This window comes from Actinoplanes sp. OR16, assembly GCF_004001265.1.
Taxonomy (GTDB): domain Bacteria; phylum Actinomycetota; class Actinomycetes; order Mycobacteriales; family Micromonosporaceae; genus Actinoplanes.
Map to the genome: position 1 here is coordinate 2,562,928 of NZ_AP019371.1, position 20,944 is coordinate 2,583,871.

The 20,944-nt window shown below is 70.4% G+C and carries 19 protein-coding genes; 14 read left to right on the forward strand and 5 right to left on the reverse strand.

Annotation, left to right across the window (positions count from 1 at the left end):
• Nucleotide 1: 1 nt before the first annotated feature.
• From nuoI to EP757_RS11895, 8 genes are all read left to right on the forward strand, one after another.
• Nucleotides 2-574 carry an NADH-quinone oxidoreductase subunit NuoI gene (gene nuoI, locus EP757_RS11860; RefSeq protein WP_127544961.1) on the forward strand — a complete coding sequence of 191 codons (573 nt, stop codon included), beginning with the start codon at nucleotides 2-4 and terminating at the stop codon, nucleotides 572-574.
• A complete protein-coding gene (locus EP757_RS11865) occupies nucleotides 574-1,317 on the forward strand; it encodes an NADH-quinone oxidoreductase subunit J (RefSeq protein WP_127544964.1) in 744 nt (247 codons plus the stop codon). Before nuoI ends, EP757_RS11865 begins: the two co-directional genes overlap by 1 nt.
• On the forward strand, nucleotides 1,314-1,613 hold the full coding sequence (nuoK, locus tag EP757_RS11870; RefSeq protein WP_127544967.1) for an NADH-quinone oxidoreductase subunit NuoK: 300 nt from the start codon (nucleotides 1,314-1,316) through the stop codon (nucleotides 1,611-1,613). Before EP757_RS11865 ends, nuoK begins: the two co-directional genes overlap by 4 nt.
• Before the next feature lie 11 nt (nucleotides 1,614-1,624).
• The gene (gene nuoL / locus EP757_RS11875; protein ID WP_127544970.1) at nucleotides 1,625-3,553 is read left to right on the forward strand and encodes an NADH-quinone oxidoreductase subunit L; all 1,929 of its coding nucleotides are present in this window, start codon (nucleotides 1,625-1,627) and stop codon (nucleotides 3,551-3,553) included.
• On the forward strand, nucleotides 3,550-5,088 hold the full coding sequence (locus EP757_RS11880; RefSeq protein WP_127544973.1) for an NADH-quinone oxidoreductase subunit M: 1,539 nt from the start codon (nucleotides 3,550-3,552) through the stop codon (nucleotides 5,086-5,088). The genes nuoL and EP757_RS11880 overlap by 4 nt, the downstream gene beginning before the upstream one ends.
• A gap of 3 nt (nucleotides 5,089-5,091) precedes the next feature.
• Entirely contained in the window at nucleotides 5,092-6,624 is a 1,533-nt protein-coding gene (gene nuoN / locus EP757_RS11885) for an NADH-quinone oxidoreductase subunit NuoN (RefSeq protein WP_127544976.1), read from the forward strand.
• Between the two features lie 85 nt (nucleotides 6,625-6,709).
• Nucleotides 6,710-7,672 (forward strand): pyridoxamine 5'-phosphate oxidase family protein, encoded by a 963-nt coding sequence (locus EP757_RS11890; RefSeq protein WP_197725510.1) that lies wholly within the window; start codon nucleotides 6,710-6,712, stop codon nucleotides 7,670-7,672.
• A 188-nt stretch (nucleotides 7,673-7,860) separates the two neighbouring features.
• A complete protein-coding gene (locus tag EP757_RS11895) occupies nucleotides 7,861-8,820 on the forward strand; it encodes a polyprenyl synthetase family protein (protein ID WP_232050661.1) in 960 nt (319 codons plus the stop codon).
• Between the two features lie 7 nt (nucleotides 8,821-8,827).
• Here EP757_RS11895 and EP757_RS11900 read toward each other — a convergent pair whose 3' ends face one another.
• On the reverse strand, nucleotides 8,828-10,012 hold the full coding sequence (locus EP757_RS11900; RefSeq protein ID WP_127544979.1) for an MFS transporter: 1,185 nt from the start codon (nucleotides 10,010-10,012) through the stop codon (nucleotides 8,828-8,830).
• A gap of 153 nt (nucleotides 10,013-10,165) precedes the next feature.
• Here EP757_RS11900 and EP757_RS11905 point away from each other — a divergent pair, with 153 nt between their 5' ends.
• Together EP757_RS11905 and EP757_RS11910 are read left to right on the forward strand one after the other, a co-directional pair.
• Nucleotides 10,166-10,960 carry an IclR family transcriptional regulator gene (locus EP757_RS11905; protein WP_014440419.1) on the forward strand — a complete coding sequence of 265 codons (795 nt, stop codon included), beginning with the start codon at nucleotides 10,166-10,168 and terminating at the stop codon, nucleotides 10,958-10,960.
• A 66-nt stretch (nucleotides 10,961-11,026) separates the two neighbouring features.
• Nucleotides 11,027-11,779 (forward strand): anti-sigma factor, encoded by a 753-nt coding sequence (locus EP757_RS11910; protein ID WP_232050468.1) that lies wholly within the window; start codon nucleotides 11,027-11,029, stop codon nucleotides 11,777-11,779.
• Between the two features lie 35 nt (nucleotides 11,780-11,814).
• On the opposite strand, the gene rarD is transcribed toward EP757_RS11910, so the two are convergent.
• The 3 genes from rarD to EP757_RS11925 all read right to left on the reverse strand — a co-directional run bounded on the left by rarD (nucleotide 11,815) and on the right by EP757_RS11925 (nucleotide 14,916).
• Complete coding sequence (gene rarD, locus EP757_RS11915) at nucleotides 11,815-12,765, reverse strand: EamA family transporter RarD (RefSeq protein WP_127544982.1); 951 nt, start codon at nucleotides 12,763-12,765, stop codon at nucleotides 11,815-11,817.
• 147 nt (nucleotides 12,766-12,912) lie between these two features.
• Nucleotides 12,913-13,293 (reverse strand): phage holin family protein, encoded by a 381-nt coding sequence (locus tag EP757_RS11920; RefSeq protein ID WP_127544985.1) that lies wholly within the window; start codon nucleotides 13,291-13,293, stop codon nucleotides 12,913-12,915.
• 81 nt (nucleotides 13,294-13,374) lie between these two features.
• Entirely contained in the window at nucleotides 13,375-14,916 is a 1,542-nt protein-coding gene (locus EP757_RS11925; RefSeq protein ID WP_127544988.1) for a hypothetical protein, read from the reverse strand.
• A 159-nt stretch (nucleotides 14,917-15,075) separates the two neighbouring features.
• Between EP757_RS11925 and EP757_RS11930 the strand changes: the two genes are divergently transcribed.
• From EP757_RS11930 to EP757_RS11950, 4 genes are all read left to right on the forward strand, one after another.
• Entirely contained in the window at nucleotides 15,076-15,375 is a 300-nt protein-coding gene (locus tag EP757_RS11930; protein WP_127544991.1) for a WXG100 family type VII secretion target, read from the forward strand.
• On the forward strand, nucleotides 15,375-15,668 hold the full coding sequence (locus EP757_RS11935; protein WP_127544994.1) for a WXG100 family type VII secretion target: 294 nt from the start codon (nucleotides 15,375-15,377) through the stop codon (nucleotides 15,666-15,668). The genes EP757_RS11930 and EP757_RS11935 overlap by 1 nt, the downstream gene beginning before the upstream one ends.
• Before the next feature lie 248 nt (nucleotides 15,669-15,916).
• Nucleotides 15,917-19,624 (forward strand): SseB family protein, encoded by a 3,708-nt coding sequence (locus tag EP757_RS43830; protein WP_232050469.1) that lies wholly within the window; start codon nucleotides 15,917-15,919, stop codon nucleotides 19,622-19,624.
• Complete coding sequence (locus EP757_RS11950; RefSeq protein WP_127544997.1) at nucleotides 19,621-19,986, forward strand: hypothetical protein; 366 nt, start codon at nucleotides 19,621-19,623, stop codon at nucleotides 19,984-19,986. Before EP757_RS43830 ends, EP757_RS11950 begins: the two co-directional genes overlap by 4 nt.
• Here the strand turns inward: EP757_RS11950 and EP757_RS11955 are convergent, their stop codons facing one another.
• On the reverse strand, nucleotides 19,987-20,901 hold the full coding sequence (locus tag EP757_RS11955; protein ID WP_127554210.1) for an alpha/beta fold hydrolase: 915 nt from the start codon (nucleotides 20,899-20,901) through the stop codon (nucleotides 19,987-19,989). It abuts the gene before it with no gap.
• Nucleotides 20,902-20,944 lie beyond the last annotated feature (43 nt).

Below are 20,944 nucleotides of genomic sequence, written 5' to 3' on the forward strand. Positions count from 1 at the left end.
CGTGGCATCACTGACCGGCTCCTTCAAGGGATTCGGTGTGACCTTCGCGCACATGTTCCGCAAGGTGATCACGACCGACTACCCGTTCTCGCCGCCGAAGCCGGCCCCCCGGTACCACGGCCGGCACATCCTCAACCGTCACCCGGACGGCCTGGAGAAGTGCATCGGCTGCGAGCTGTGCGCCTGGGCCTGCCCGGCCGACGCGATCTACGTCGAGGGCGGCGACAACACCGACGAGCAGCGCTTCTCGCCCGGTGAGCGGTACGCCAGCATCTACCAGATCAACTACGCCCGGTGCATCTTCTGCGGGCTCTGCATCGAGGCCTGCCCGACCCGGTCGCTCACCATGAGCAACGAGTACGAGCTGGCCCGGGACAACCGCCAGGACCTGATCTTCACGAAGAAGGAGCTCCTGGCGCCGCTGCTGCCCGGCATGGAGCAGCCGCCGCACCCGATGCGGCTCGGCGAGACCGACAAGGACTACTACATCGGTGCGCTCACCAACCCCGGTACGTCGGCCGGTGCCGAGAAGGCGCCGTGGTCGGTCGACGAGGACGAGAAGGGGGCTGTGTGATGGACGTGGTCTCCACCGGCGAACAGGTCGCCTTCTGGATCCTCGGCTCCGTCGCGGTGATCGGTGCGCTCGGCATGGTGCTGGCCCGCAACGCGGTGCACTCCGCGCTCTGGCTCGTCGTGACGATGCTCTGCCTGGGCTTCCTCTACGTCGTGAACGCGGCGCCGTTCCTCGGCATGGTGCAGGTCATCGTCTACACCGGCGCGATCATGATGCTGTTCCTCTTCGTGCTGATGCTGGTCGGCCGGGACGCGTCGGACTCGCTGATCGAGACACTGCGCGGCCAGCGGGTCGCGGCGATCCTGCTCGGCATCGGGTTCGCCGCGCTGATCGCCACCGGTCTGGCCCGCTCGCTCGGCGACGTCGACGCGGTCGGCCTGGCCGAGGCGAACCAGAACGGCAACGTCCAGGGCCTCGCCGCGCTGCTCTTCACCAACTACGTCTTCGCGTTCGAGGTCACCTCGGCGCTGCTCATCACGGCAGCGGTCGGCGCCATGGTGCTGGCCCACGTGGAGCGGGCGAAGGAGGAGAAGCTCGACCAGGTCACCCGGATGAAGGAGCGCTTCCGCCCGGGCAACTACCCCGGTCCGAAGCCCGGTCCCGGCATCTACGCGAACACCATGTCGGTGGCCGCGCCGGCCCGGCTCCCGGACGGCAACGGCGCCGAGCGCAGCATCTCGCCGATCCTCCCGGTCCGCGAGCTGACCGACTCGGAGGTCGCACCGAAGGGAACCGAGAAGTGACTCCCGACTACTACCTGGTGCTGTCGGTCATCCTCTTCACCATCGGCGCGGTCGGCGTGCTGATCAGGCGTAACGCGATCGTCCTGTTCATGTGCATCGAGCTGATGCTGAACGCGGCGAACCTCGCGCTGATCACCTTCAGCCGGATCAACGGCAGCCTGGACGGCCAGATCATCTCGTTCTTCGTGATGGTCGTCGCGGCGGCCGAGGTCGTGGTCGGCCTCGCCATCATCATGTCGATCTTCCGCACGCGACGCTCGGCGAGCGTCGACGACGCGAACCTCCTCAAGTACTGAAGGGCCTTCACATGGAACGGACTGTGGAGTTCGCCCCAGCGACGGGAGTGCTGAGCAGCATCTGGCTGCTCGTCGCGATCCCGCTCGCCAGTGCGGCCATCCTGTTGCTGCTCGGCAGGCGGGCCGACAAGTGGGGTCATTGGCTCGGCGTCCTGTCGGTCGCGGCGTCGTTCGTACTCGGCCTGGTCTTCTTCGTGAACCTGGCCGGCCTCGACGCGGACCAGCGCTCGGCCGAGCTCAACCTCTGGGAATTCATCGTCGTCGGCGGCCTGAACGTCGACTTCGGCCTGCTCTTCGACCCGCTCTCCGGCGTCTTCGTCCTGCTGATCACGGGTGTCGGTTCGCTGATCCACCTGTACGCGGTCGGCTACATGGAACACGACCCGGGCCGGCGGAAGTTCTTCGCGTACTTCAACCTCTTCGTATCGGCGATGTTGCTGCTGGTCCTCGGCAACAACTACGTGATGCTCTACTTCGGCTGGGAGGGCGTCGGCCTGGCGTCGTACCTGCTGATCTCCTTCTGGTACACCCGCCCCTCGGCAGCGACCGCGGGCAAGAAGGCGTTCCTGATGAACCGGGTCGGCGACGCCGGCCTGGCGATCGCCATCTTCCTGATGTTCGCGACTCTGGGCACGGTGGACTACGGCGAGGTGTTCAACGGCCTCGACACGCTCTCCGCGACCACGGTGCTGGTCATGGGCCTGCTGCTCCTGCTCGGGGCCTGCGGCAAGTCCGGTCAGTTCCCGCTGCAGGCCTGGCTCCCGGACGCGATGGAGGGCCCGACCCCGGTGTCGGCGCTCATCCACGCGGCGACGATGGTCACTGCGGGCGTCTACCTGGTCGCCCGTTCCAACCCGGTCTACTCGGCGAACGAGACGCTGGAACTGGTCACGGTGGCGGTCGGTGCGCTGACCCTGCTGATGGGCTGCATCATCGGCGCGGCGAAGGACGACATCAAGCGCGTCCTGGCCTGGTCGACGGTGAGCCAGATCGGTTACATGTTCCTCGGCGTCGGGCTCGGCGGGGCGGCGTACGCGCTGGCCATCGTGCACCTGCTGGCGCACGGCTTCTTCAAGGCGAACATGTTCCTCGGGGCCGGCTCGGTCATGCACGGCATGCACGACCAGGTCGACATCCGGCGGTTCGGCGCCCTGTCGAAGCACATGAAGATCACCTGGATCACGTTCGCCACCGGCTGGCTCGCGATCATCGGCATCCCACCGCTGTCCGGCTTCTTCTCCAAGGAGCCGATCATCGCGGCCGCCTTCGAGCGCGAGGTGACCTGGGAGTCCTGGGTCTTCGGCATGGCCGCCCTGATCGGCGCGGGTCTCACCGCGTTCTACATGACCCGGCTCTTCGTGCTGACGTTCCACGGTCCGGCCCGCTGGACCGACGACATCAAGCACCCGCACGAGTCGCCGCCGATCATGACGATCCCGCTGATCCTGCTGGCGGTCGGCTCGGTCGCGGCCGGCTGGCTGATGAGCACCAGCGTGCCGGACTGGCTCACCCCGGTCTTCGGGCCTGCGGAGGGTGAGGCGCACGGCGTGCTCTCGCACACCGTCATCACCATCCTGTCGCTGGTCGTCACGGTGCTCGGCGCGGGCCTGGCCTGGGCGCTGTTCCGCAAGGGCACGGCCACCGAGCCGCAGCCGGCGGGCGTGCTGGTCACCGCGGCGCGGCGCAACCTCTACACCGACGCGTTCAACGAGGCGGTGTTCGAGCGGCCCGGCATCTACCTCACCCGGGCACTGGTCTTCCTCGACAACAAGGGCATCGACGGCGTCGTGAACGGCCTGGCGGCCGGGATCGGCGGGGGCTCGGCGCGACTGCGGCGACTCCAGACCGGATTCGTACGGTCCTACGCGCTCTCGATGCTCACCGGCGCGATGCTGGTCGTCGGCGCCTTCATCGCGATCCAGCTGGGGTGGTTGGCGTGAGCGAATTCCCGTTTCTGCCGGTCCTCACCTTGCTCCCGCTGGTGGGTGCTGCCGTGGTGGCCTTCATCCCGAGGGCGAAGGCCGAACTGGCCAAGCTCGTGGCCCTCGTCTGGTCGCTGATCGTTCTCGGACTCAGCATCGCGATGTGGGCCGCCTTCACCATCGACGGCGACCGGTTCCAGTTCGTCAACTCGTACGCCTGGATCCCCTCCTGGGACGCCCGTTTCACCTTCGCGGCCGACGGCATCGCGCTCGTCATGCTGATGCTGATCGCGATCCTGTTCCCGATCGTCATCCTGGCGTCCTGGCACGACGTCGACCAGAGCAAGCGGTCCGCCCCGGCGTACTTCGCCCTGCTCCTCACCTTCGAGTGCACGATGATCGGCGTGTTCGCCGCGGCGGACATCTTCCTCTTCTACGTGTTCTTCGAGGTCATGCTGATCCCGATGTACTTCATCATCGGATCGTTCGGCTCCGGCCAGAAGCAGTACGCCGCGGTCAAGTTCTTCCTCTACAGCCTGGTCGGCGGCCTCTTCATGCTGGCCTCGGTGATCGGCCTCTGGGTGGTCGCGGGTCACACCTTCGACTTCACGAAGCTGGTCGAGGCGACCGGCTCGGTGGACACGAACACCGCGCGCTGGCTGTTCCTCGGCTTCTTCGTGGCGTTCGCGATCAAGGCGCCGTTCTTCCCGTTCCACACCTGGCTGCCGGACTCCGGTGGCGCTGCCCCGGCCGGTGCGGCAGCGTTGCTCGTCGGCGTGATGGACAAGGTCGGCACGTTCGGCATCCTGCGGTACTGCCTCTCGCTCTTCCCGGAGGCCTCCCGCTGGTTCGCCCCGGCCGCGATGGTCCTGGCCGTGATCGGCATCGTGTACGCGTCGCTGCTCGCGGTCGGCCAGAACGACCTGAAGCGGCTGGTGTCGTACACGTCGATCGCGCACTTCGGCTTCATCGGCATCGGCATCTTCGCGTTCACCACGCAGGCCGGCACCGGCGCGGTGCTCTACATGGTCAACCACGGCCTGGCGACCGGCCTGCTCTTCATCGTGGTCGGGATGTTCGTCGCCCGGCGCGGATCGGCCCTGGTCAGCGACTTCGGTGGCGCCGGGAAGCTGGTTCCGGTGCTGGCCGGTGTGCTGTTCTTCGCCGGCCTCGCCTCGCTGGCGCTGCCCGGCACCGCGCCGTTCGTCAGCGAGTTCCTGGTGCTGATCGGCACGTTCAGCACCCACAAGGGATTCGCCGTGGTGGCGACGCTCGGCATCATCCTGGCCGCCGCATACGTGCTCTGGATGATCCAGCGGACCACGCAGGGCACGCTCAATCCGGCGCTGGAAGAGCTCCCGGCCATGCGGAAGGACCTCAGCCTGCGCGAGAAGTTCGTGGTCGCGCCGCTGATCCTGCTCATCCTGGTGCTCGGCTTCTACCCGAAACCGGTCACCGATGTGATCAACCCGGCGGTGCAGGCGACCCTGCAGGACGTCGGCACCACCGACCCGGCTCCGGCAGTGGTCGCGGACGGAAAGGCAGGCGGCTGAGCCATGGGAGAACTGCAACTGCCCGCGATCGACTACGGCGCTCTACTGCCGATGCTGATCCTCTTCGGAGCGGCGTGCGTCGGCGTGCTGGTCGAGGTGCTGGTACCGAAGAAGGCGCGTAACGGGGTGCAGCTGACGCTGTCCCTGATCGCCGTGGTGGCGGCGCTGGTGGCCGTGGTGGTCCAGCGGGACACCCGGACCACCACGATCGGCGGCGCGGTCGCGATCGACGGTCCGTCGCTGTTCCTGCAGGGCGCCATCCTGGTGCTCGGCGCGATCTCGCTGCTGCTGATCGGTGAGCGGACGATCGAGAAGGGCGGCGCGTTCGTGGCGCAGGCCGCGATCACCGTCGGCTCGGACAAGGACCTGCGGCAGTCGGCCGGAGCGCCGGGCGCCACCGAGGTCTACCCGCTCACCTCGTTCGCGCTCGGCGGCATGATGCTGTTCGTCGCGGCGAACGACCTGCTCACCATGTTCGTGGCGCTCGAGGTCTTCTCGCTGCCGCTCTACCTGCTCTGCGCGCTGGCCCGCCGCCGGCGTCTGCTGAGCCAGGAGGCGGCCCTGAAGTACTTCCTGCTCGGCTCGTACGCCTCGGCCTTCTTCCTGTTCGGCGTGGCCTTCATCTACGGCTTCGCCGGCGGCATCCAGCTGGACGCCGTGCAGGCCGCGGTGACGAACCCGCAGCGCAGCCAGGTGCTGCTCTACGCGGGCTTCGCGCTGATCGCCATCGGGCTGCTCTTCAAGGCGGCGCTGGCGCCGTTCCACGTCTGGACGCCGGACGTCTACCAGGGTGCTCCGACGCCGGTCACCGCGTTCATGGCGGCCTGCACCAAGGTCGCCGCGTTCGGCGCGCTCCTGCGCATCCTGTACGTCGCGTTCGCCGGCGTGCAGTGGGACTTCCAGCCGGTCCTCGGCACGATCGCGGTGCTGACGATGTTCGTCGGCGCGATCCTCGCGGTCACCCAGACCGACCTGAAGCGCCTGCTGGCCTACTCGTCGATCGCGAACGCCGGCTACCTGCTGGTGGGTGTGCTCGCGATGAACGAGGAGGGCCTGTCCAGCACGATGTTCTACCTGGTGGCGTACGGGTTCTCGGTGCTCGCGGCCTTCGCGATCATCAGCCTGGTGCGGGACGCCGACGGCGAGGCCACCCACCTGTCCCGGTGGGCCGGCATCGGCCGGAAGAGCCCGCTGCTCGCGGCCACGTTCACGTTCATCCTGCTGGCCTTCGCCGGCATCCCGCTGACCAGCGGCTTCATGAGCAAGTTCGCGGTCTTCGGGGCGGCGATCGAGGGCGGGCAGACCTGGCTCGTCATCTTCGGTGTCATCTCGAGCATGCTGCTGGCGTTCCCGTACCTCCGGGTCGTCGTGCTCATGTGGCTCTCCGAGCCGGGCGAGACGACGCCTGCGGTGTCCATCCCGGGCTTCCTCACCGCCACGGCGCTGGCCCTCGGTGTGATCGCCACGGTGGCTCTGGGCGTCATTCCGGCACCGTTGCTGGACCTGACCGAGCAGGCAGGCCAGTTCGTCCGCTGACCGGAAACGATCAAGAAGCCCCGGCCGCGCGCCGGGGCTTCTTCGTTCATCCATCGGTGACGAGGTCCAAGTAGGATCCACGGCCGTGCCCGACTCGATCACGCCACTGGCGTCCGGAACCCCCTTGGCCGAAACCGTCGCGGCCTATCGCACCTGCGAGTTCGCGACCCTCACGAAGAGCGGCTCGCCGGTCGCCTGGCCCACCTCCGGTCTGGTGAGGGCGGACGGGACGATCCTGCTCACCACCTCGCTGGGATATCCGCGGAAGGCGCTGAACGTGCGCCGGGACGGCCGGGTGGCGCTGCTCTTCTCGGACCCGACGGCGAGCGGCCTGTCCGAGCCGGCGCAGATCCTGGTCCGTGGTGTCGCGACGTGCCCGGACGAGGTGCACACGGTTCCGTCCGGCGATCTGGGGACGCTCTGGGCCAGCCTGATGGAGCGGCAGCCGAGCTCGCAGGCGTACCTCGACTGGCCGGCCACCCTGCTGACCGATTTCTACTTCATGCGCCTGCTGATCACGGTGACCCCGACCGAGGTGGTCGAGCGGCCGCTGCCGGCCTCCTCCGCGGTTTCGGCCGCGCCCGGGCCAGCCGGGCTCGCGGACAGCGGGTTGCTCGGCGCTGCGGTGCTGGCGGACTTCGCCTCGGTGGTGCTGACCGCTGTGGACGCCGGCGGCGCGCCGGTGCTGGTGCGGACCACCGTCTCCACGGCGGACGGCGGGTACCGGGTCGACGTGCCCGCTGACGTGCCGGTCGCGGCCGGGCCGGCGGGCCTCCTGGTGCACCGGCACGACGACAAGCTGGCCGCCCTCTACAACGCGAGCGTCCGGGGCGAGCTGGTGGCCGACGAGGACGGCTGGCTCCTGCGGCCCGAGCGGGTCGTCGAGCCGGGTGCCCGGCACAGGGGCGGGCCGCTCGACCAGCTCCGGATCGTCCGGGAGACCCGGGCTGCCACCAGGCGTTACCTGGACCGTCGGCAGTGGGCACGCCCGTCCGTGCCGTGGGCCGACTACCGGGCCATCCGAGCCCGCGTCCGCAACCACGGCTGAACAAGCCGGATCTCCGGGGTGGGTGGTCCGGGGGGCGGTTCTCCGCCCGTACATCTGCTGTCGGATTTTGGATCTTGTCGCATGCCACCCTGGGACTGATTCCGCCGGGCCGGTATGGCATCGTGAGATGCGTGGTGAGCACCGGTGATATGACGCTGTCGTCGCTGGGCCTCGACGTCGATCCTGCAATGGACGCGTCGGTGTCGGCGACGCTGGTCGCCGTGGAGGAAGCGCTGCGTGGCCATGTCGCCAGCGCCGATCCGCTGGTGGCCGAGGCCGCGCGCCATCTCGCCGACGCCGGGGGCAAGCGGTTCAGGCCGCTGCTGGTGGCGCTCGGGGCGCAGTTCGGCGACCCCTCGTCCCCGCAGATCGTCGACGCGGCGAACGTGGTCGAGCTGACCCACCTGGCGACGCTCTACCACGACGACGTCATGGACGAGGCCGCCGTGCGCCGGGGCGCGCCGAGCGCGAACGCGCGCTGGGGCAACTCGGTGGCGATCCTGGTCGGCGACTACCTCTTCGCCCAGGCCGCCGATCTGGCCGCCCAGCTCGGCGTCGAGGCGGTGCACCTGCAGGCCCAGACGTTCGCGCGGCTGGTACACGGCCAGATCGCCGAGACCGTCGGCCCGCGTGACCGCGACCCGATCGAGCACTACCTGCACGTCATCACGGAGAAGACGGCGTCCCTGATCGCCACGGCGGCCCGGTTCGGCGGCCTCTTCTCCGGGGCGCCGGCCGAGGCCGTCGAGGCCCTCGCGCAGTACGGCGAGATCATCGGCATCGCCTTCCAGCTCTCCGACGACCTGCTCGACATCGCCTCCGAGTCGGTGCAGTCGGGCAAGACCCCCGGCACCGACCTGCGGGAGGGCGTGCCGACGCTGCCAGTGCTCTACGCGCTGGCCGGCGACGACACCGACGCGTCGGCGGTCCGGCTGCGGGAGCTGCTCTCGGGCGGCCCGATCACCGACGACGCCCTGCACGCCGAGGCGCTCACGCTGCTGCGCGAGTCGGCCGCGATGAAGCAGGCGCGCGAGACGGTGCGGACCTACGCGGAGGAGGCGCGGGCAAGCCTCGCCCCGCTGCCGGCGGGCGAGCCGAAGCGGGCGATGGAAGCCCTCTGCGACGTCATCGCCGACCGCACCAACTGACCACTCGTCACACCGCTCCGTGCCTCCGCAGCAGGCGGCTGCCCAGCAGCATCAGGGCGGCCGCGCTCAGCATCGCCACGGCTCCGGTCGTCCACATGACGGCGTAACCGGCGTAGTGCGCGACCGCGCCCAGGCCTAGCGGCCCCACGCAGCCTCCCGCGTACACCCCGGTCTGGGTGATCGAGGTGGCGGCGGCCGGCGCCTGTGGGTGGAGCCGGACGACCGCGAAGTTCATCAGGCCCGGCCAGGCCCAGCCGAAACCGAAGCCGAGCACGATCCCGGCGACCAGTGGCACCGGGCCGGGCACGGCCAGCAGGGCGAGGCCCGCCGCACCGGTCGCGAGCAGCGCCGCGATCACGCCGACCTGGCGGTCCGGGCGGCGGTCGGCCTGCCAGCCGCCGGTGATCCGGGAGAGCGCGCAGATCGCGCCGCCGAGCGTGAGCGCGAGGCCGGCCGGTCCCGGGTCGATGCCCCGGTCGACGGCGGAGGCCACCACGAAGGTGCCGAGCGCGTTCGCGGAGGCGGCGGCGAGGGTCGCCGCCACACCGATGACGACGAGCGCCGAGGTGGCCTGCCCGGTCTCGGCGGCCCGGCGGCGGTGCCGGTAATCACGGGGCACGAGCGGGATGGCGGCTGCGGCGGCCACCCCGGCGATCACGAACGCCCATCGCCAGCCGACGGTCAGCGCCACCACCGGTACGGCCGCGCCGGCCAGGAGCGTGCTGACCGGGATGGCGGCCTGTTTGATGCCGAACGTCAGCCCCTGCCGCCGGGCGGGCACGTGCCGGGACAGGCTGGTGTTGCTCGCGAGCTGGCCCATCGCGTTGGCGGCGGCGCCGAGGGCGAGGATCGCCACGAGTGTCCACAGTGACCGCGCGAGGGCGGCGACGGCGATCAGCGAGACGGCGGCGAGGGTGATGCCGGATCGGGCGATTCGGGTGGATCCGTACCGTTCGACGAGCGCGCCGGCCGGGACCGAGGCGAGCGCGCTCGCTCCGAAGTAGGCGGAGACGGCGAGCCCGAGGCCGGCCGGCGAGAAATGGAGCTCGTCGCCGACCTGAACGGCGAGACCTCCCACCAGGAAGACCGGTATCGAAACAGCGATGGTCGTGGTAAGTGCGCCGACCGTCGCCCATCCCGCATTCACGCTGGTGAAACCGGTTCCGTCGGGGTTGATCTTCGCCTGTCGCACTCGACGCAGACTAAGCCAGCGAACGGCCGCCCGGCTGCGGACAGTCCTATTGATCACACCGGCTGTGTAAATCGATCGTGATCCACATGGTTTTGGCATTCCGTCCACGAACGTTTCTTCATATGGTGTAAGTCCCTGGCCTCGGAGGTAGCTGTGCGTGACCCGCTAGCGGAGCCGTCAGATCTCATCCGGAGCGTGTCGCGTGCCCTGCGCGTGCTGGAGTCGGTCGGCCGTGCCCCGCGTGGACTCACCGTCAAGCAGATCGCCCGGCGATGCGAGCTGACCGTCGCGACGACCTATCACCTCGTGCGGACCCTCGCCTACGAGGGATACGTGATCCGCCGCGAGGACGGCACGTACATCGTGGGCCTGGAGATCGCCGATCGGTACCGCGAGCTGGTCTCCGCGTTCCGGGGCCCGCCGGCCGTCGGGGAGGCGCTGCGCCGTGCCGCGCTGGACACCGGTTACAGCCACTACCTGGGCCGGTTCGTCGGTGGCCGGATCGCCGTGACCGCGTCGGCGGAGGGCGCCCGCTCGCCGTTCCTCGACGACGTCGCCCCCGGCTTCGACGAGGGCGGCCACGCCACGGCGCTCGGCAAGGCGCTGCTCGCCACGCTGACGCCGGATCAGCGGTCGCGTTACCTCCGCGACTACGGGATGCGCGGCTTCACGCCGGCGACGCTCACCACGCCGGAGGCGCTCGAGGCCGATCTCGCGGCCGGTGAACGTCGGGGCATGCAGATCGAAATGGGACAGTTCCGGCAAGGTCTGGCATCCGCCGCCGTGGTCGTCGTCGCCGATCGGGACATGGAGCGCCGGCTCGTGCTGGCCTGCTCGATGCCCGCCGCCGAGATGCTGACCTCGGCAAGGGTGGTCCGGGCGAAGCTGACCGCCGCCGCCCGCAACGTCGCCGAAGCCCTCTCCGGAGGCGAGTCCGCGACCGCCTGACTCTCCGCATCGAGGCCGCCACGGCTTGACCGGGGACTCTAAGGAATCGTTGAACCTTACCGCTGAATGCCGCGTACCAGAGACCGGGACGGACGGATCCGGCTGGAGGCGGTACGCATGCGATGCGAGGACGGGCACGATGACGCCGCCTATGTCCTCGGCGCGCTGTCGCCGGCGGAGCGGGCCGCGTACGAACGTCATCTCGCTGCCTGCTCGTTCTGCCGGGAAGCGGTCGCCGATCTGTCCGCGGTGCCGGACATGCTCGACCGTCTCGACGCCGACGAGTTCGCGAAGCTGCTCGACCCCACCCTGACCGGGCCGCCGCCACGCGTCTCGTTCAACCCGGCGATCTCGTCGTCGCCGCCCCGGCCGTCGCGACGCCGCAACTTCTCGATCCGCCTGCTCAGCACGGCGGCTGCCTTCGTACTGGTGATCCTGATCGGTGGTGGTGTGGCGGCCTGGACGCTGAACCAGGACACGCCGACGACACCGCCACCAGGACCAGCCGTCGCGATGAAACCGGTCGAGGACGTCTCCCCGATCACCGCGACGGTCCGGCTCACGAGCACCGCGGGTGGCACCAAGGTCGAGATGAACTGCTCCTACAGCGGATCGGCGGACCAGGCCTACACGTTCCGGCTGATCGCGTACGGGCCGGACGAGGAGAAGGAGCAGCTCGGCTCCTGGCTGGCACAGCCCGGCACCGATTTCCGGATGCCCGGCGCCACCCACTTCGGCGAAGGCAGCCTGTCCCGCCTCGAGATCGTCCGGTTCGACGGCAAGGCGATGCTGGTCTACGAACCCCCGGGATTCGATTGATACTCCTCCCGTTGGCCGTGCCATCAGCAGCGCGGTCAGCGGGAGGGCAGGGCGGCGGTGGCCGGCCCGGCGGTGGCGGCCGTCGCGCCGGCCGCCGCACGTGCCCGGGCGGCCGTCCGGGTGTGCCGGATGCCGTCGACGGTGAAGACGATCAGCGCGAGCCAGACCAGCGCGAATCCGGCTAGCCGGGCCGGCGGCATCGGCTCGTGGTAGAGCAGGACACCGCAGGCCAGCTGCAGGATCGGCGCGACGTACTGCAGGATGCCGAGGCCGACGAGCGGAACCCGGTTCGCGGCGCCCGCGAAGAGCAGCAGCGGCACCGCGGTGGCCACGCCGGAGACCAGCATGAGCAGCGTGTGGGTCGTCGACACGTGCCCGAACTCGGCGCCACCGGAGAGGTTGAGCCAGGTCAGGTACGCGAACGCGGGCAGTGCGAGAACACCCGACTCGACGAACAGGCCCTCGGCCGGCGGCAGCGACATGCGCTTCTTGATCAGGCCGTAGCAGCCGAACGACGCGGCCAGGGTGAGAGCGATGTAGGGCAGGTGGCCGTAGTCGACGGTGAGGATCCCGACGGCCAGCGCGCCGATGCCGACCGCCACCCACTGCCAGACGCGCACCTGCTCGCGCAGCACGGTGACGCCGAGCAGGATGCTGACCAGCGGCGTGATGAAGTAGCCGAGGGCGGTCTCCACCACCCGGGACGAGTTCACCGCCGCGATGTAGGTGCCCCAGTTGATGCCGATCAGCACCGCGGCCAGGGTGATCCCGCCGAGCAGCTTGGGTGTGCGCAGCAACCGGCCCAGGAACGACCAGTTGCGGGCCACGCTGAGCAGCAGCGCCACGAAGAGCACCGACCAGACGATCCGGTGCGAGAGGATCTCCAGCGGCGGGGACGGCTGCAGCAACTTGAAATAGATGGGGAAGAAGCCCCAGAGCGTGTACGCCGTGAGGCCGTACAGATATCCGCGCCGCTCATCGCTCATGACTGTCACCGTAAGGTCGGCCAGGGGGAGCGGTCCTTGCTTTTATGTCCCAGGCCACAAGGCCAATTCCGGGTGGCTGGCCTGTTACCTGTGCTGAAGGGCGCCCGAATGGGCGCCCTTCGCAAACGTCTGGACTGTCCGGCGGACCTAGTCGTCGCCGTCCGGGACCAGCATGTTGAGCACCCAGCTCACGATGCCGACCAGCAGCGCGCCGAGCAGCGCGGCCGGCCAGAAGCTGTCGACGTGGAAGCCGAGGCCGACCTGCCCCGCGATCCAGCTGGTCAGCATGAAGAGCAGGCCGTTCACGACGAGCGCGATCAGGCCGAGCGTGAGAACGTAGAGACCGCAACCGAGGACCTTGATGATCGGCCGCAGAACCGCGTTGACCACACCGAAGATCACCGCGACGGCGATCAGCGTGCCGGCTTTACCGGCAGCGGTGTCGGAGGTCAGGTCGATTCCGTCGATCACCAGGGTCGCGATCCACAGCGAGACGGCCGTGATCAACAGCCTGATGAGGATGCCCATGGCAGGGGATCGTGCCACGCCCGGGCCAGGGTTGGGAGCGACACCCCACGATCTTCATCCAGGTGCGATCAAGGAAACCGGTCAGATCGAGATTTGTCGCTTATTTTGGTGTAGGGCGATGTGTCGGGCGGGGTGCCCGATCAGGACTTTCTCCACGAATGTCGGCGCCGGCGCGGCCCAGCGGACGGCCTTGTTCGTGATGATCGCGACGAGGTCCGGCGGCATCTCGGTCAGCGCCGCGGCGGTCCCGTCGCCGAGATCGAGGACCGGGTCGAGCAGAGCCGCCTCGTCCGGGCCGAGGGTCTGCAGCAGAAGCAGGTCGGCGGAAGCGGCGAGGTCCGGGTCCGCCTCGTCGAGGACGGTCAGCGTGGTGGTCCACGGCGCCGGCTCGGCGATGTCCGTGCCGTCGTCCCCGACCAGGAGGGTGGGGCGGAGCTGGGATCCGGCCGGGACGCCGGCCGGGTTCAGGGCCAGCGACTCGTCGTCGACGGCCTGCCGCAGCGTCGCCCAGGCCGCCGGTCGATTGGTCCTGACCACCACCCGGGCGCCGATGCCGAGCGACCGGAACGCGATGAGCTGGGCACATCGCGCGCTGCCGACCAGCACCATCCGGCTGGGAGCGGCACGGAACGGGCGGATCAGCACGGCTCGGCCCTGGCGGTTGTGCCCGAGCAGCAGGCCGTGGTCGATCACGGGCAGGGCGAGGCCGGCGGCGAACGGCGCTTGCGGCGGGCGGTTCGCGAGGGGCAGTGTCGCCGCCAGCGCGGGCAACTGCTCACCGTCGCAGCGGTGGGCCGCGAACCGCTCGCTCGCCAGCAGGTCGCCCAGGGCCCGGGCTGCCGTCTCCAGGGCGGCCGGTTCGGGCGCGGCGATCCGGACCAGGACGGTCACCGGGCTCAGAGTCAGGGCGACGGTGGTGGCGGCGGCCGGCAGGTGCAGGAGCCGGGTCAGCAGGCGGGCGGAGACGACGGCGCCCGGTTCGGGACGGCAGCGGAACGTCGCCAGGGTCAGGCCGCCGGCGGTCACGCTGCTCCACGATTCGTGCAGGGCGTCACCGGGATCCAGGTCGGCTTCCGGTCGTACCGTCTCGGTGGCCTTCAGCTTGCGGACCAGGGACTTCACCGCGCGGCGGCGATCGTCGCCGGACAGGCCGTTCGATCGGATCGCCAGCACCGCGCGGAAGTGGGCGAGCGGGACGTCCGGGCCGAGCGAGCGGTAGGAGATGGCCGGGGCGCCCGCCTGATCCACCGGGGCCGGTCCACCGCACAGCACCAGGCGCAGGTCGAGGCGCTGATCGTCGCTCAACATCCGCAGCGGCGGGAGGGCCGGGAGATCGAGGAGGGTGACCGGGCCGGGATCGTCGAGCTGTGCCGCGACGGCGAGATCGTGGAAGCGGGTGGTCCGGCGGCGGGTGGCGAAACCGGTCATCGCTGCGAGCCACTGGTAGGCCCAGAGGCCGCGGATCCGTACCCAGGTGATCACCAGCAGCGCTGCGGCGGCCGTGGCGCAGAGAATCATGGTGAGCCCACCGCGCGCGGCGCTCAGCAGCGCCAGCGCGGCGGCGGCCTGCGTCGCCACCAGCTGGTGGAGAGGTGCGCATCCACTGCGGACGGTCGACGCCACACCCGGATGGTAAGGCCCATCCGCAGCCGGTTGTCCACAGGCTGTGGATTGTGCCGCCGCCTCGGACCGGAATGTCGCTAGCGTCGGACGCGGCTGCCATCCCTAGTGATCTGCGTCGATGGCATGCGACAGTCCACAAGAGATGGGAGGGCGTTCGGCATGATCGAGACCCAGGCGGAGGCGGCCGTGATGCTGCGGACCGCGGCCAGATTCGAGCAGGTGAACGATGCGCTACAGGGCACCTTGCGTACGCTTATGTCGGAATTATCGGTGTTGAGCGGCTCCTGGCGAGGGCAGGGGGCCATGGCCTTCGAGCGGGTCAAGGCCGACTATGCGGCCGACCTGCGGAACCTCGGGATGGCCCTGACCGAGACCGCCGAGGCGATCCGGGCCGCGAGCGCCGGATATCAGGCCGCCGACGCCGGCGCCGCCGCCCGGCTGACCCGGGCCGGCCAGTGATGAACGACGGATTCCTCCAGGTCGGTCACGGTGCGCTGCGGCAGGCCGGCGCCGACATCGACAAGGCCCTCGCCGCGCTGCGGAACCAGCTCGACCAGCTCGAACGTGACGCCGGTCCGCTCGTCGCGACCTGGTCCGGCAGCGCACGGGAGGCCTACGAGCAGCGGCAGGCCCGGTGGCGTGCCGCATCCGAGGACCTTCAGGGTCATCTCCGGCGGATCAGGCTTGCGCTGGAGGAGTCGGCGGCCGACTATGCGGAGACCGAGCGGGCGGCGGCCGAGCGATTCCGATGACCGATTCGTCCGGTCCTGGAGGGTCGCCCGTTAGCGTAATGGACCTGGCCACTTGCGCAGCTACCATCAGTGGTTGGATGATCGCGCCCGGCGATCAATAGTGGCTTGCGGGGTCCGCCGGATCTCGTGCCGGGAACGCTGCGAATACGGTCCAGCAGTCAGCATGCCGCCGCCCATTGTGATTGCGGCCTGACCTTGTAGGTTATACGCGTTGAGTTGGCCCGTTCGCAGCGTGGGGAGAGGTGGACGTGTCCGAGTGGGAACCGGCTACGGACGCCGAGATCGCGATGCGCGATGCGTTGCGCACCGACGACCAGGAGTCCTACTTCCGTATTCTCGCCGGTGTCGACCTCCTGTTACCAGTCTCCGCCGACGCGCTCGCGGGTCTGGCGCCGCTGGGCTGGGGGACGTGGAGCACCGGTGGGCGTACGCATGTGCTCGCCTTCACCTCCCAGGCCGCACTGAAGTCGTGCCTCGCTGACTACAGCGGCTCCGCGCGCCGCGTGCCCTACGCGGAGCTCGCCAACACCTGGCCCAACCTCGAGTGGTGGCTCGCCGTCAATCCCGGCCTGCCGATCGAGGGATACCTTCCGGCCTGGTTCGTGGCCCAGCTGGCCCGCGGCGACCTGCGCCTGCCCACGCGCGGCCCGGGCCGCGACGCTCAGGGCGGCACCTCCAAGATCCAGGAGCTGGGGGCGGCCGCGCTGGCCGCCAGCCGTGGCGGTGAGGCGCCCGCTGGTGGGCCGGCCTATCCGGCTGCCGCTTCCCCTGCGTCTTCGCCGTCTTCTTCGTCGCCTTCTTCTTCGCCGGCGCCGGTCGCTGCGGCGCTCGGTGCTGGTCCTGGTTCTGCCGGCCCCGGCGCTTCGGGCTTTGTAGCGCCTTCCGTGGCTCCGATTCCGCCGGTCGGTTCGCCCGGTGGTGCCGCCGGTTCGCCTAGTGGGCCTGGTGGTCTGCCGGTGCGGACGCCGGGGACTACCGCTCCTGGTGGCGCCGCCCCGGTGAGTGCGCCGGCGGGTCCGCTCGGCCAGCCGGTTTCCTCTTCGCCGGCGCCTGCCCCGCTCGCTCCGCCTGTCCCGCCCGCGCCTGCTTCGACGCCGGGTGGTCTGCCGGTCCGGACTCCGGGCACGGCCGCGCCCGGCGGCACTCCCGCCGGCTACCAGCCGCCGCCGCCCGCTGCCACGCCGGCGGCATACCAGCAGCCGTCCGCTGCCACGCCGGCCGCTGCCACGCCGGGCGCGTTCCAGCAGCCGTCCGCTTCCACGCCGGCCGCGTATCAACCGCCTGCTGCGGTCCCGGCCGCGTATCAACCGCCCGCTGCCACCCCGGCCGCCTACCAGGCGCCGGCCGTGCCCGCTCCTTCTGCCTATCAGGTGCCGGCGGTGCCCGCGCCCGGCACCTACCAGCAGCCGCCCGCCGCTTCCTCGGCCGCTGCTGCCTTCCCGTCAGCCGCTGCTGCTTTCCCGTCGGCTGCCGGTTCGCCGTCGCTCGCCGGTCCGGCCGGCACGCCTTCCTCGCCCGGTTCGCCGTCTTCGTCCGGGTCTGCTGGTCTTCAGTCGCCGCCCGGATCGCCGTCTTTGTCCGGGTCGGCTGGTCTTCAGCCGTCGTCTGGGGTGCCGTCGTCGTCTGGGGTGCCGTCGTCTGGAGTGCCGTCGTCTGGGGCGCCCTCGTTGACCGGTCCGGCCGGGTTGCAGCCGCCGGCTGTGGCTGGTGGGTCGGCGGCCGGTCCTGCTGTCGGTGGGCCTACGCCGGGAGCGGGGATCGCTACGCCGGGGTGGGACAAGGCAGGGATGCCGTTCAACCCGGAAGAGGATCCGCGCGGGCCGTTGCAGGACCTGAAGGCGCCGCTGCCCGTCCGTACGCCGATGGCCAACACGCCGCCGGTCCCGGAACACGTGGCGCCCTACGACCCGGCGGAGACCCCGTTCGCGCCGAGCTGGTCCGGACAGCGCCCGCCCGGCGCCCCGGTCTCGGCCGCGCCGATCTCCGCCACCCCGGCCTCAGCCGCTCCTCACCCGAGTAGCCAGGCTTCAGGCATCCCGGCTTCAGGCATCCCGGCTTCAGGCATCCCGGCTTCAGGCATTCCGGCTTCGGGTGGACAGGCCTTCGGCGCGCCCGCTGGCGGTGCTCCGGCCATGGGCGCTCCGCTTTCCGCCGCTCCTGCTTCGGCTGCGCCTCTCTCCGGCGCCGGTTCGGCTCTGCCGCGGCGTCAGCCCGGGCAGTCCGCCGGTTCGTCTCAGGGTGGTGCCGCGGCGGCCTTCACCAGCTTCCCGGGTTTCGCGCCGGCTGGTGCGGGACCGGCGACGCCCGCGCCCGCAGCACCCGCCTTCCCGCAAGGTCCGGCGTCTCCGCTGGCAGCCGCCGCGCAGACAGGAACGGGCTCGCCGAGCCTCCCGGGAACGGAGGGAGCGGCGAATCCGCTTCCCAGGCGGCAGGTGACCCCTCCGTCGGAGCGGCCGGCGTCGATGGCGGCTGCCGCTCAAGCTCTCGGTTCTGGTCGGCAGCCCGGTGAGCAGGCTGCGGCCGGCGCTGACCGGTTCGGGCCGTCCGGACCGCCGCCGTCCATCCAGCCGCCCTCGGTGCAGTCGGCCGCCGCGCAGCCGGCTCAGGGTCAGGCGGCTCAGGGACAGCCGGGTGTCGGGCAGCAGGGATTCGGGCAGCTGAGCGCACCGGCCAGTCCGGCCCTTGCGCCGCCTGTCATTCCGGGCCCGCCGAACGCCCGGCAGGGGCTGTCGTCCGGCTACACGCCGGCGTCGTTCGCTACGCCGACTCCGGCGCCCTACTCGGCCCCGCCCGCTCCGCAGATTCCCGGTATGCCGCCGCAGGGCAGCCCGGCTTCGGCGTACGCGACGACCGGGTACGGGAACGCCCACACGACCCAGGTCATCCCGGTGACGCCGGCGGCGTACGGAAACACCAGCCCGGCAGCGTCGAACCTCGGCGTGACCGGCTCGGCGACCGGTGGGCAGGCGCCGCAGGACAACCCGGACGCTGTCGAGTTCGTGCCCGCTAACGACGTCGAACGGGACCTGCAGGACGCCGCCGACGCCGGGAACACCGACGTGTTCCTGTCGACGCTGCTGCTGGCGAACGTGCTGGTGCCGGTCGCGAGCCATTCCCGTCCGGGCAGTTCGCCGGGCGAGTCGGGCTTCGCGTTCCTGCCCGAGGACGTCGACGGTGAGCGGTTCCTGATCGTCTTCACCAGCAAGGACCGGCTTTCGGATCATTTCGGCGAGCCCACTCGTACGGTCGGGGTCCGCTTCTACGAACTGATCCGCAATTGGCCCGACCCGTCCTGGTCGTTCGCGGTGAACCCGGGCACGCCGGTCGGCGCGAAGTACCCGGGCGCCCAGATCATCCAGCTCGCGAACTGGGCCACCGAGGCCGGACTGGGCGCGGACCCGGTCGAGGGGCCCGCCGCCGAGGACGCGGTCAGCCCGGTGCCGGCGCCGGAACCGGCGAGTGACGAGGCGCAGTCCGCCACCGTCATGCAGAAGACGATCTCGGCCGAGCAGGTCGACTACTACCTGGATCGTGGATACGACCGGGTGGCCGGTTTCGTGCACCGCGCGTCCGAGGTCGAGCACCTGCGTACCCCGGCGGAGCTGTTCGGCGCGCTCGGTCTCTACTACGAGGCCTCGCCGTTCCAGCCGGATGCCAAGGAGGCGTTCGTGCTGCGCTGGCCGGCGTACCGGCCCAGCCTGTACCGGATCCCCTACGGCGGGCAGAACGAGCAGGCGCTGCGGGCCATGGACGGCTGGGTGATCGAGCGCCCGCCGTTCCGCGGCAACGGTTTCGCGCCCGGCGAGGGCCGGGACGTCATCGCCGAGTTCAAGGTGGACAGTGTCCGGCTGCCGCACGGCGCGCAGCTGTGGCAGATCGACGCGGACGGCAACGAGCGGATGCTGGCGATCTTCGACGCGGATGCTCCGCTGTGGCGCCGGGTGGGTGAGCAGTGATGCGTGACGGCTACGTGGTGACCTGGCAGGGCCGGGAGTTCGACGCGGCGCCCGACGGGGACAAGGTCCGCATCTACGCGACCGCTCCGCAGGACGGCTTCGAGGAGATCAAGCCGGGCCGTTTCGTGCGGGTTCTCGAGCCGGATGAGTACGAGGAGATCGCGTACGTCCGCACGCTCTGCACCTGGCGAGGCGAACCGTTCATCGTGCTCGCCGAGGCGGACAGCTGGCTGCGCCTGGAGTACACCGGTGGTCGTGCCCCGGTGGCCCGCCGCCTGGGTCTGGAAGAGTTCGACTACGGCGTCTACCAGGGCTGGGCCCCGGCCAACGAGGTCCGGGACCGCTACGAACACCGCATGTAGCTAGCTCGGCGTCTTCAACCAGCGGAGGATTTCGCCGGTCACGACGTCGGGGGCTTCGCGGTGCAGGAAGTGGCCGGTCTCCGGGATGAGGCGCCATTCGTACGGCGCGGTCACGTACCGGCCGGAGCCCTGCGCCGTCCTCGGTAGCACAGCGGTGTCGAGCGCGCCGTGCAGTTGCAGCGTGGGCACGCTCGACGGGCGCTGCATCAGCTTCACGAACCGGTATCCCTGTAGTCGCAGCGCGCTGCGCGCCACCCAGCGGTAGGCCTCCAGGGCGCAGAAGGCGGCCTGCGGGATCTGCATGGCTTGGCGGCAGCGGTACGCGTAATCGCCGAACTCGTCGGTGACAGCGAACTTCGGGCTGCTCCACTTGGTCATCAGCTCGCCGACCAGCGCGGCGTCGTCGCGGGTCAGGACGTGTTCGAAACGCGGCACCTGGAAGCGCAGCACGGCCGATGAGGCGTTGAGCTGGCCGCGCGGGTCGGCGAAGAGGGCCGCCCGCAGGCGCAGCGGGTGCGCGGCGCCGAGGACGACGAGCCGGTTGACCAGTTTGGGATGGAAGGACGCGGCCGCCCAGCCGACCATGCCGCCGGCGCCGGCCCCGACGACGGTGGCCGAGCGCTCACCGAGAGCCCGGATCAGGCCGGTGACGTCGGCGGCCATCGTGTAGCCGTCGTATCCCCGGGGTGGCTTGTCGCTGGCGCCGTATCCCCGGAGGTCGATGGCGGCCGCCCGGTAGCCCGCGTCGGCCACCCGGATCATGATGTCGTTCCAGGCCCACCAGAACTCGGGGAAGCCGTGCAGGAAGAGCACGAGCGGCCCGGTGCCGACCTCGGCGACGTGGAAGCGGCTGCCGTTGGCGCCGACGAAGCGATGGCTCCACGGCCCCTCCGCCAGTACGAACGACTCGTCCATCATGTGGTCAGCCTATGCGCCACTGTCACGGGCGCTCGCGCAG

Bases quoted from the DNA above. Each gene is read 5' to 3' on its own strand.
- EP757_RS11865 (WP_127544964.1), top strand. From the start codon at position 574: ATGGACGTGGTCTCCACCGGCGAACAGGTCGCCTTCTGGATCCTCGGC.
- nuoL (WP_127544970.1), top strand. From the start codon at position 1,625: ATGGAACGGACTGTGGAGTTCGCCCCAGCGACGGGAGTGCTGAGCAGC.
- nuoN (WP_127544976.1), top strand. From the start codon at position 5,092: ATGGGAGAACTGCAACTGCCCGCGATCGACTACGGCGCTCTACTGCCG.
- EP757_RS11895 (WP_232050661.1), top strand. From the start codon at position 7,861: ATGGACGCGTCGGTGTCGGCGACGCTGGTCGCCGTGGAGGAAGCGCTG.
- EP757_RS11910 (WP_232050468.1), top strand. From the start codon at position 11,027: ATGCCGCGTACCAGAGACCGGGACGGACGGATCCGGCTGGAGGCGGTA.
- rarD (WP_127544982.1), bottom strand. From the start codon at position 12,765: ATGAGCGATGAGCGGCGCGGATATCTGTACGGCCTCACGGCGTACACG.
- EP757_RS11920 (WP_127544985.1), bottom strand. From the start codon at position 13,293: ATGGGCATCCTCATCAGGCTGTTGATCACGGCCGTCTCGCTGTGGATC.
- EP757_RS11930 (WP_127544991.1), top strand. From the start codon at position 15,076: ATGATCGAGACCCAGGCGGAGGCGGCCGTGATGCTGCGGACCGCGGCC.
- EP757_RS11935 (WP_127544994.1), top strand. From the start codon at position 15,375: ATGAACGACGGATTCCTCCAGGTCGGTCACGGTGCGCTGCGGCAGGCC.
- EP757_RS11955 (WP_127554210.1), bottom strand. From the start codon at position 20,901: ATGGACGAGTCGTTCGTACTGGCGGAGGGGCCGTGGAGCCATCGCTTC.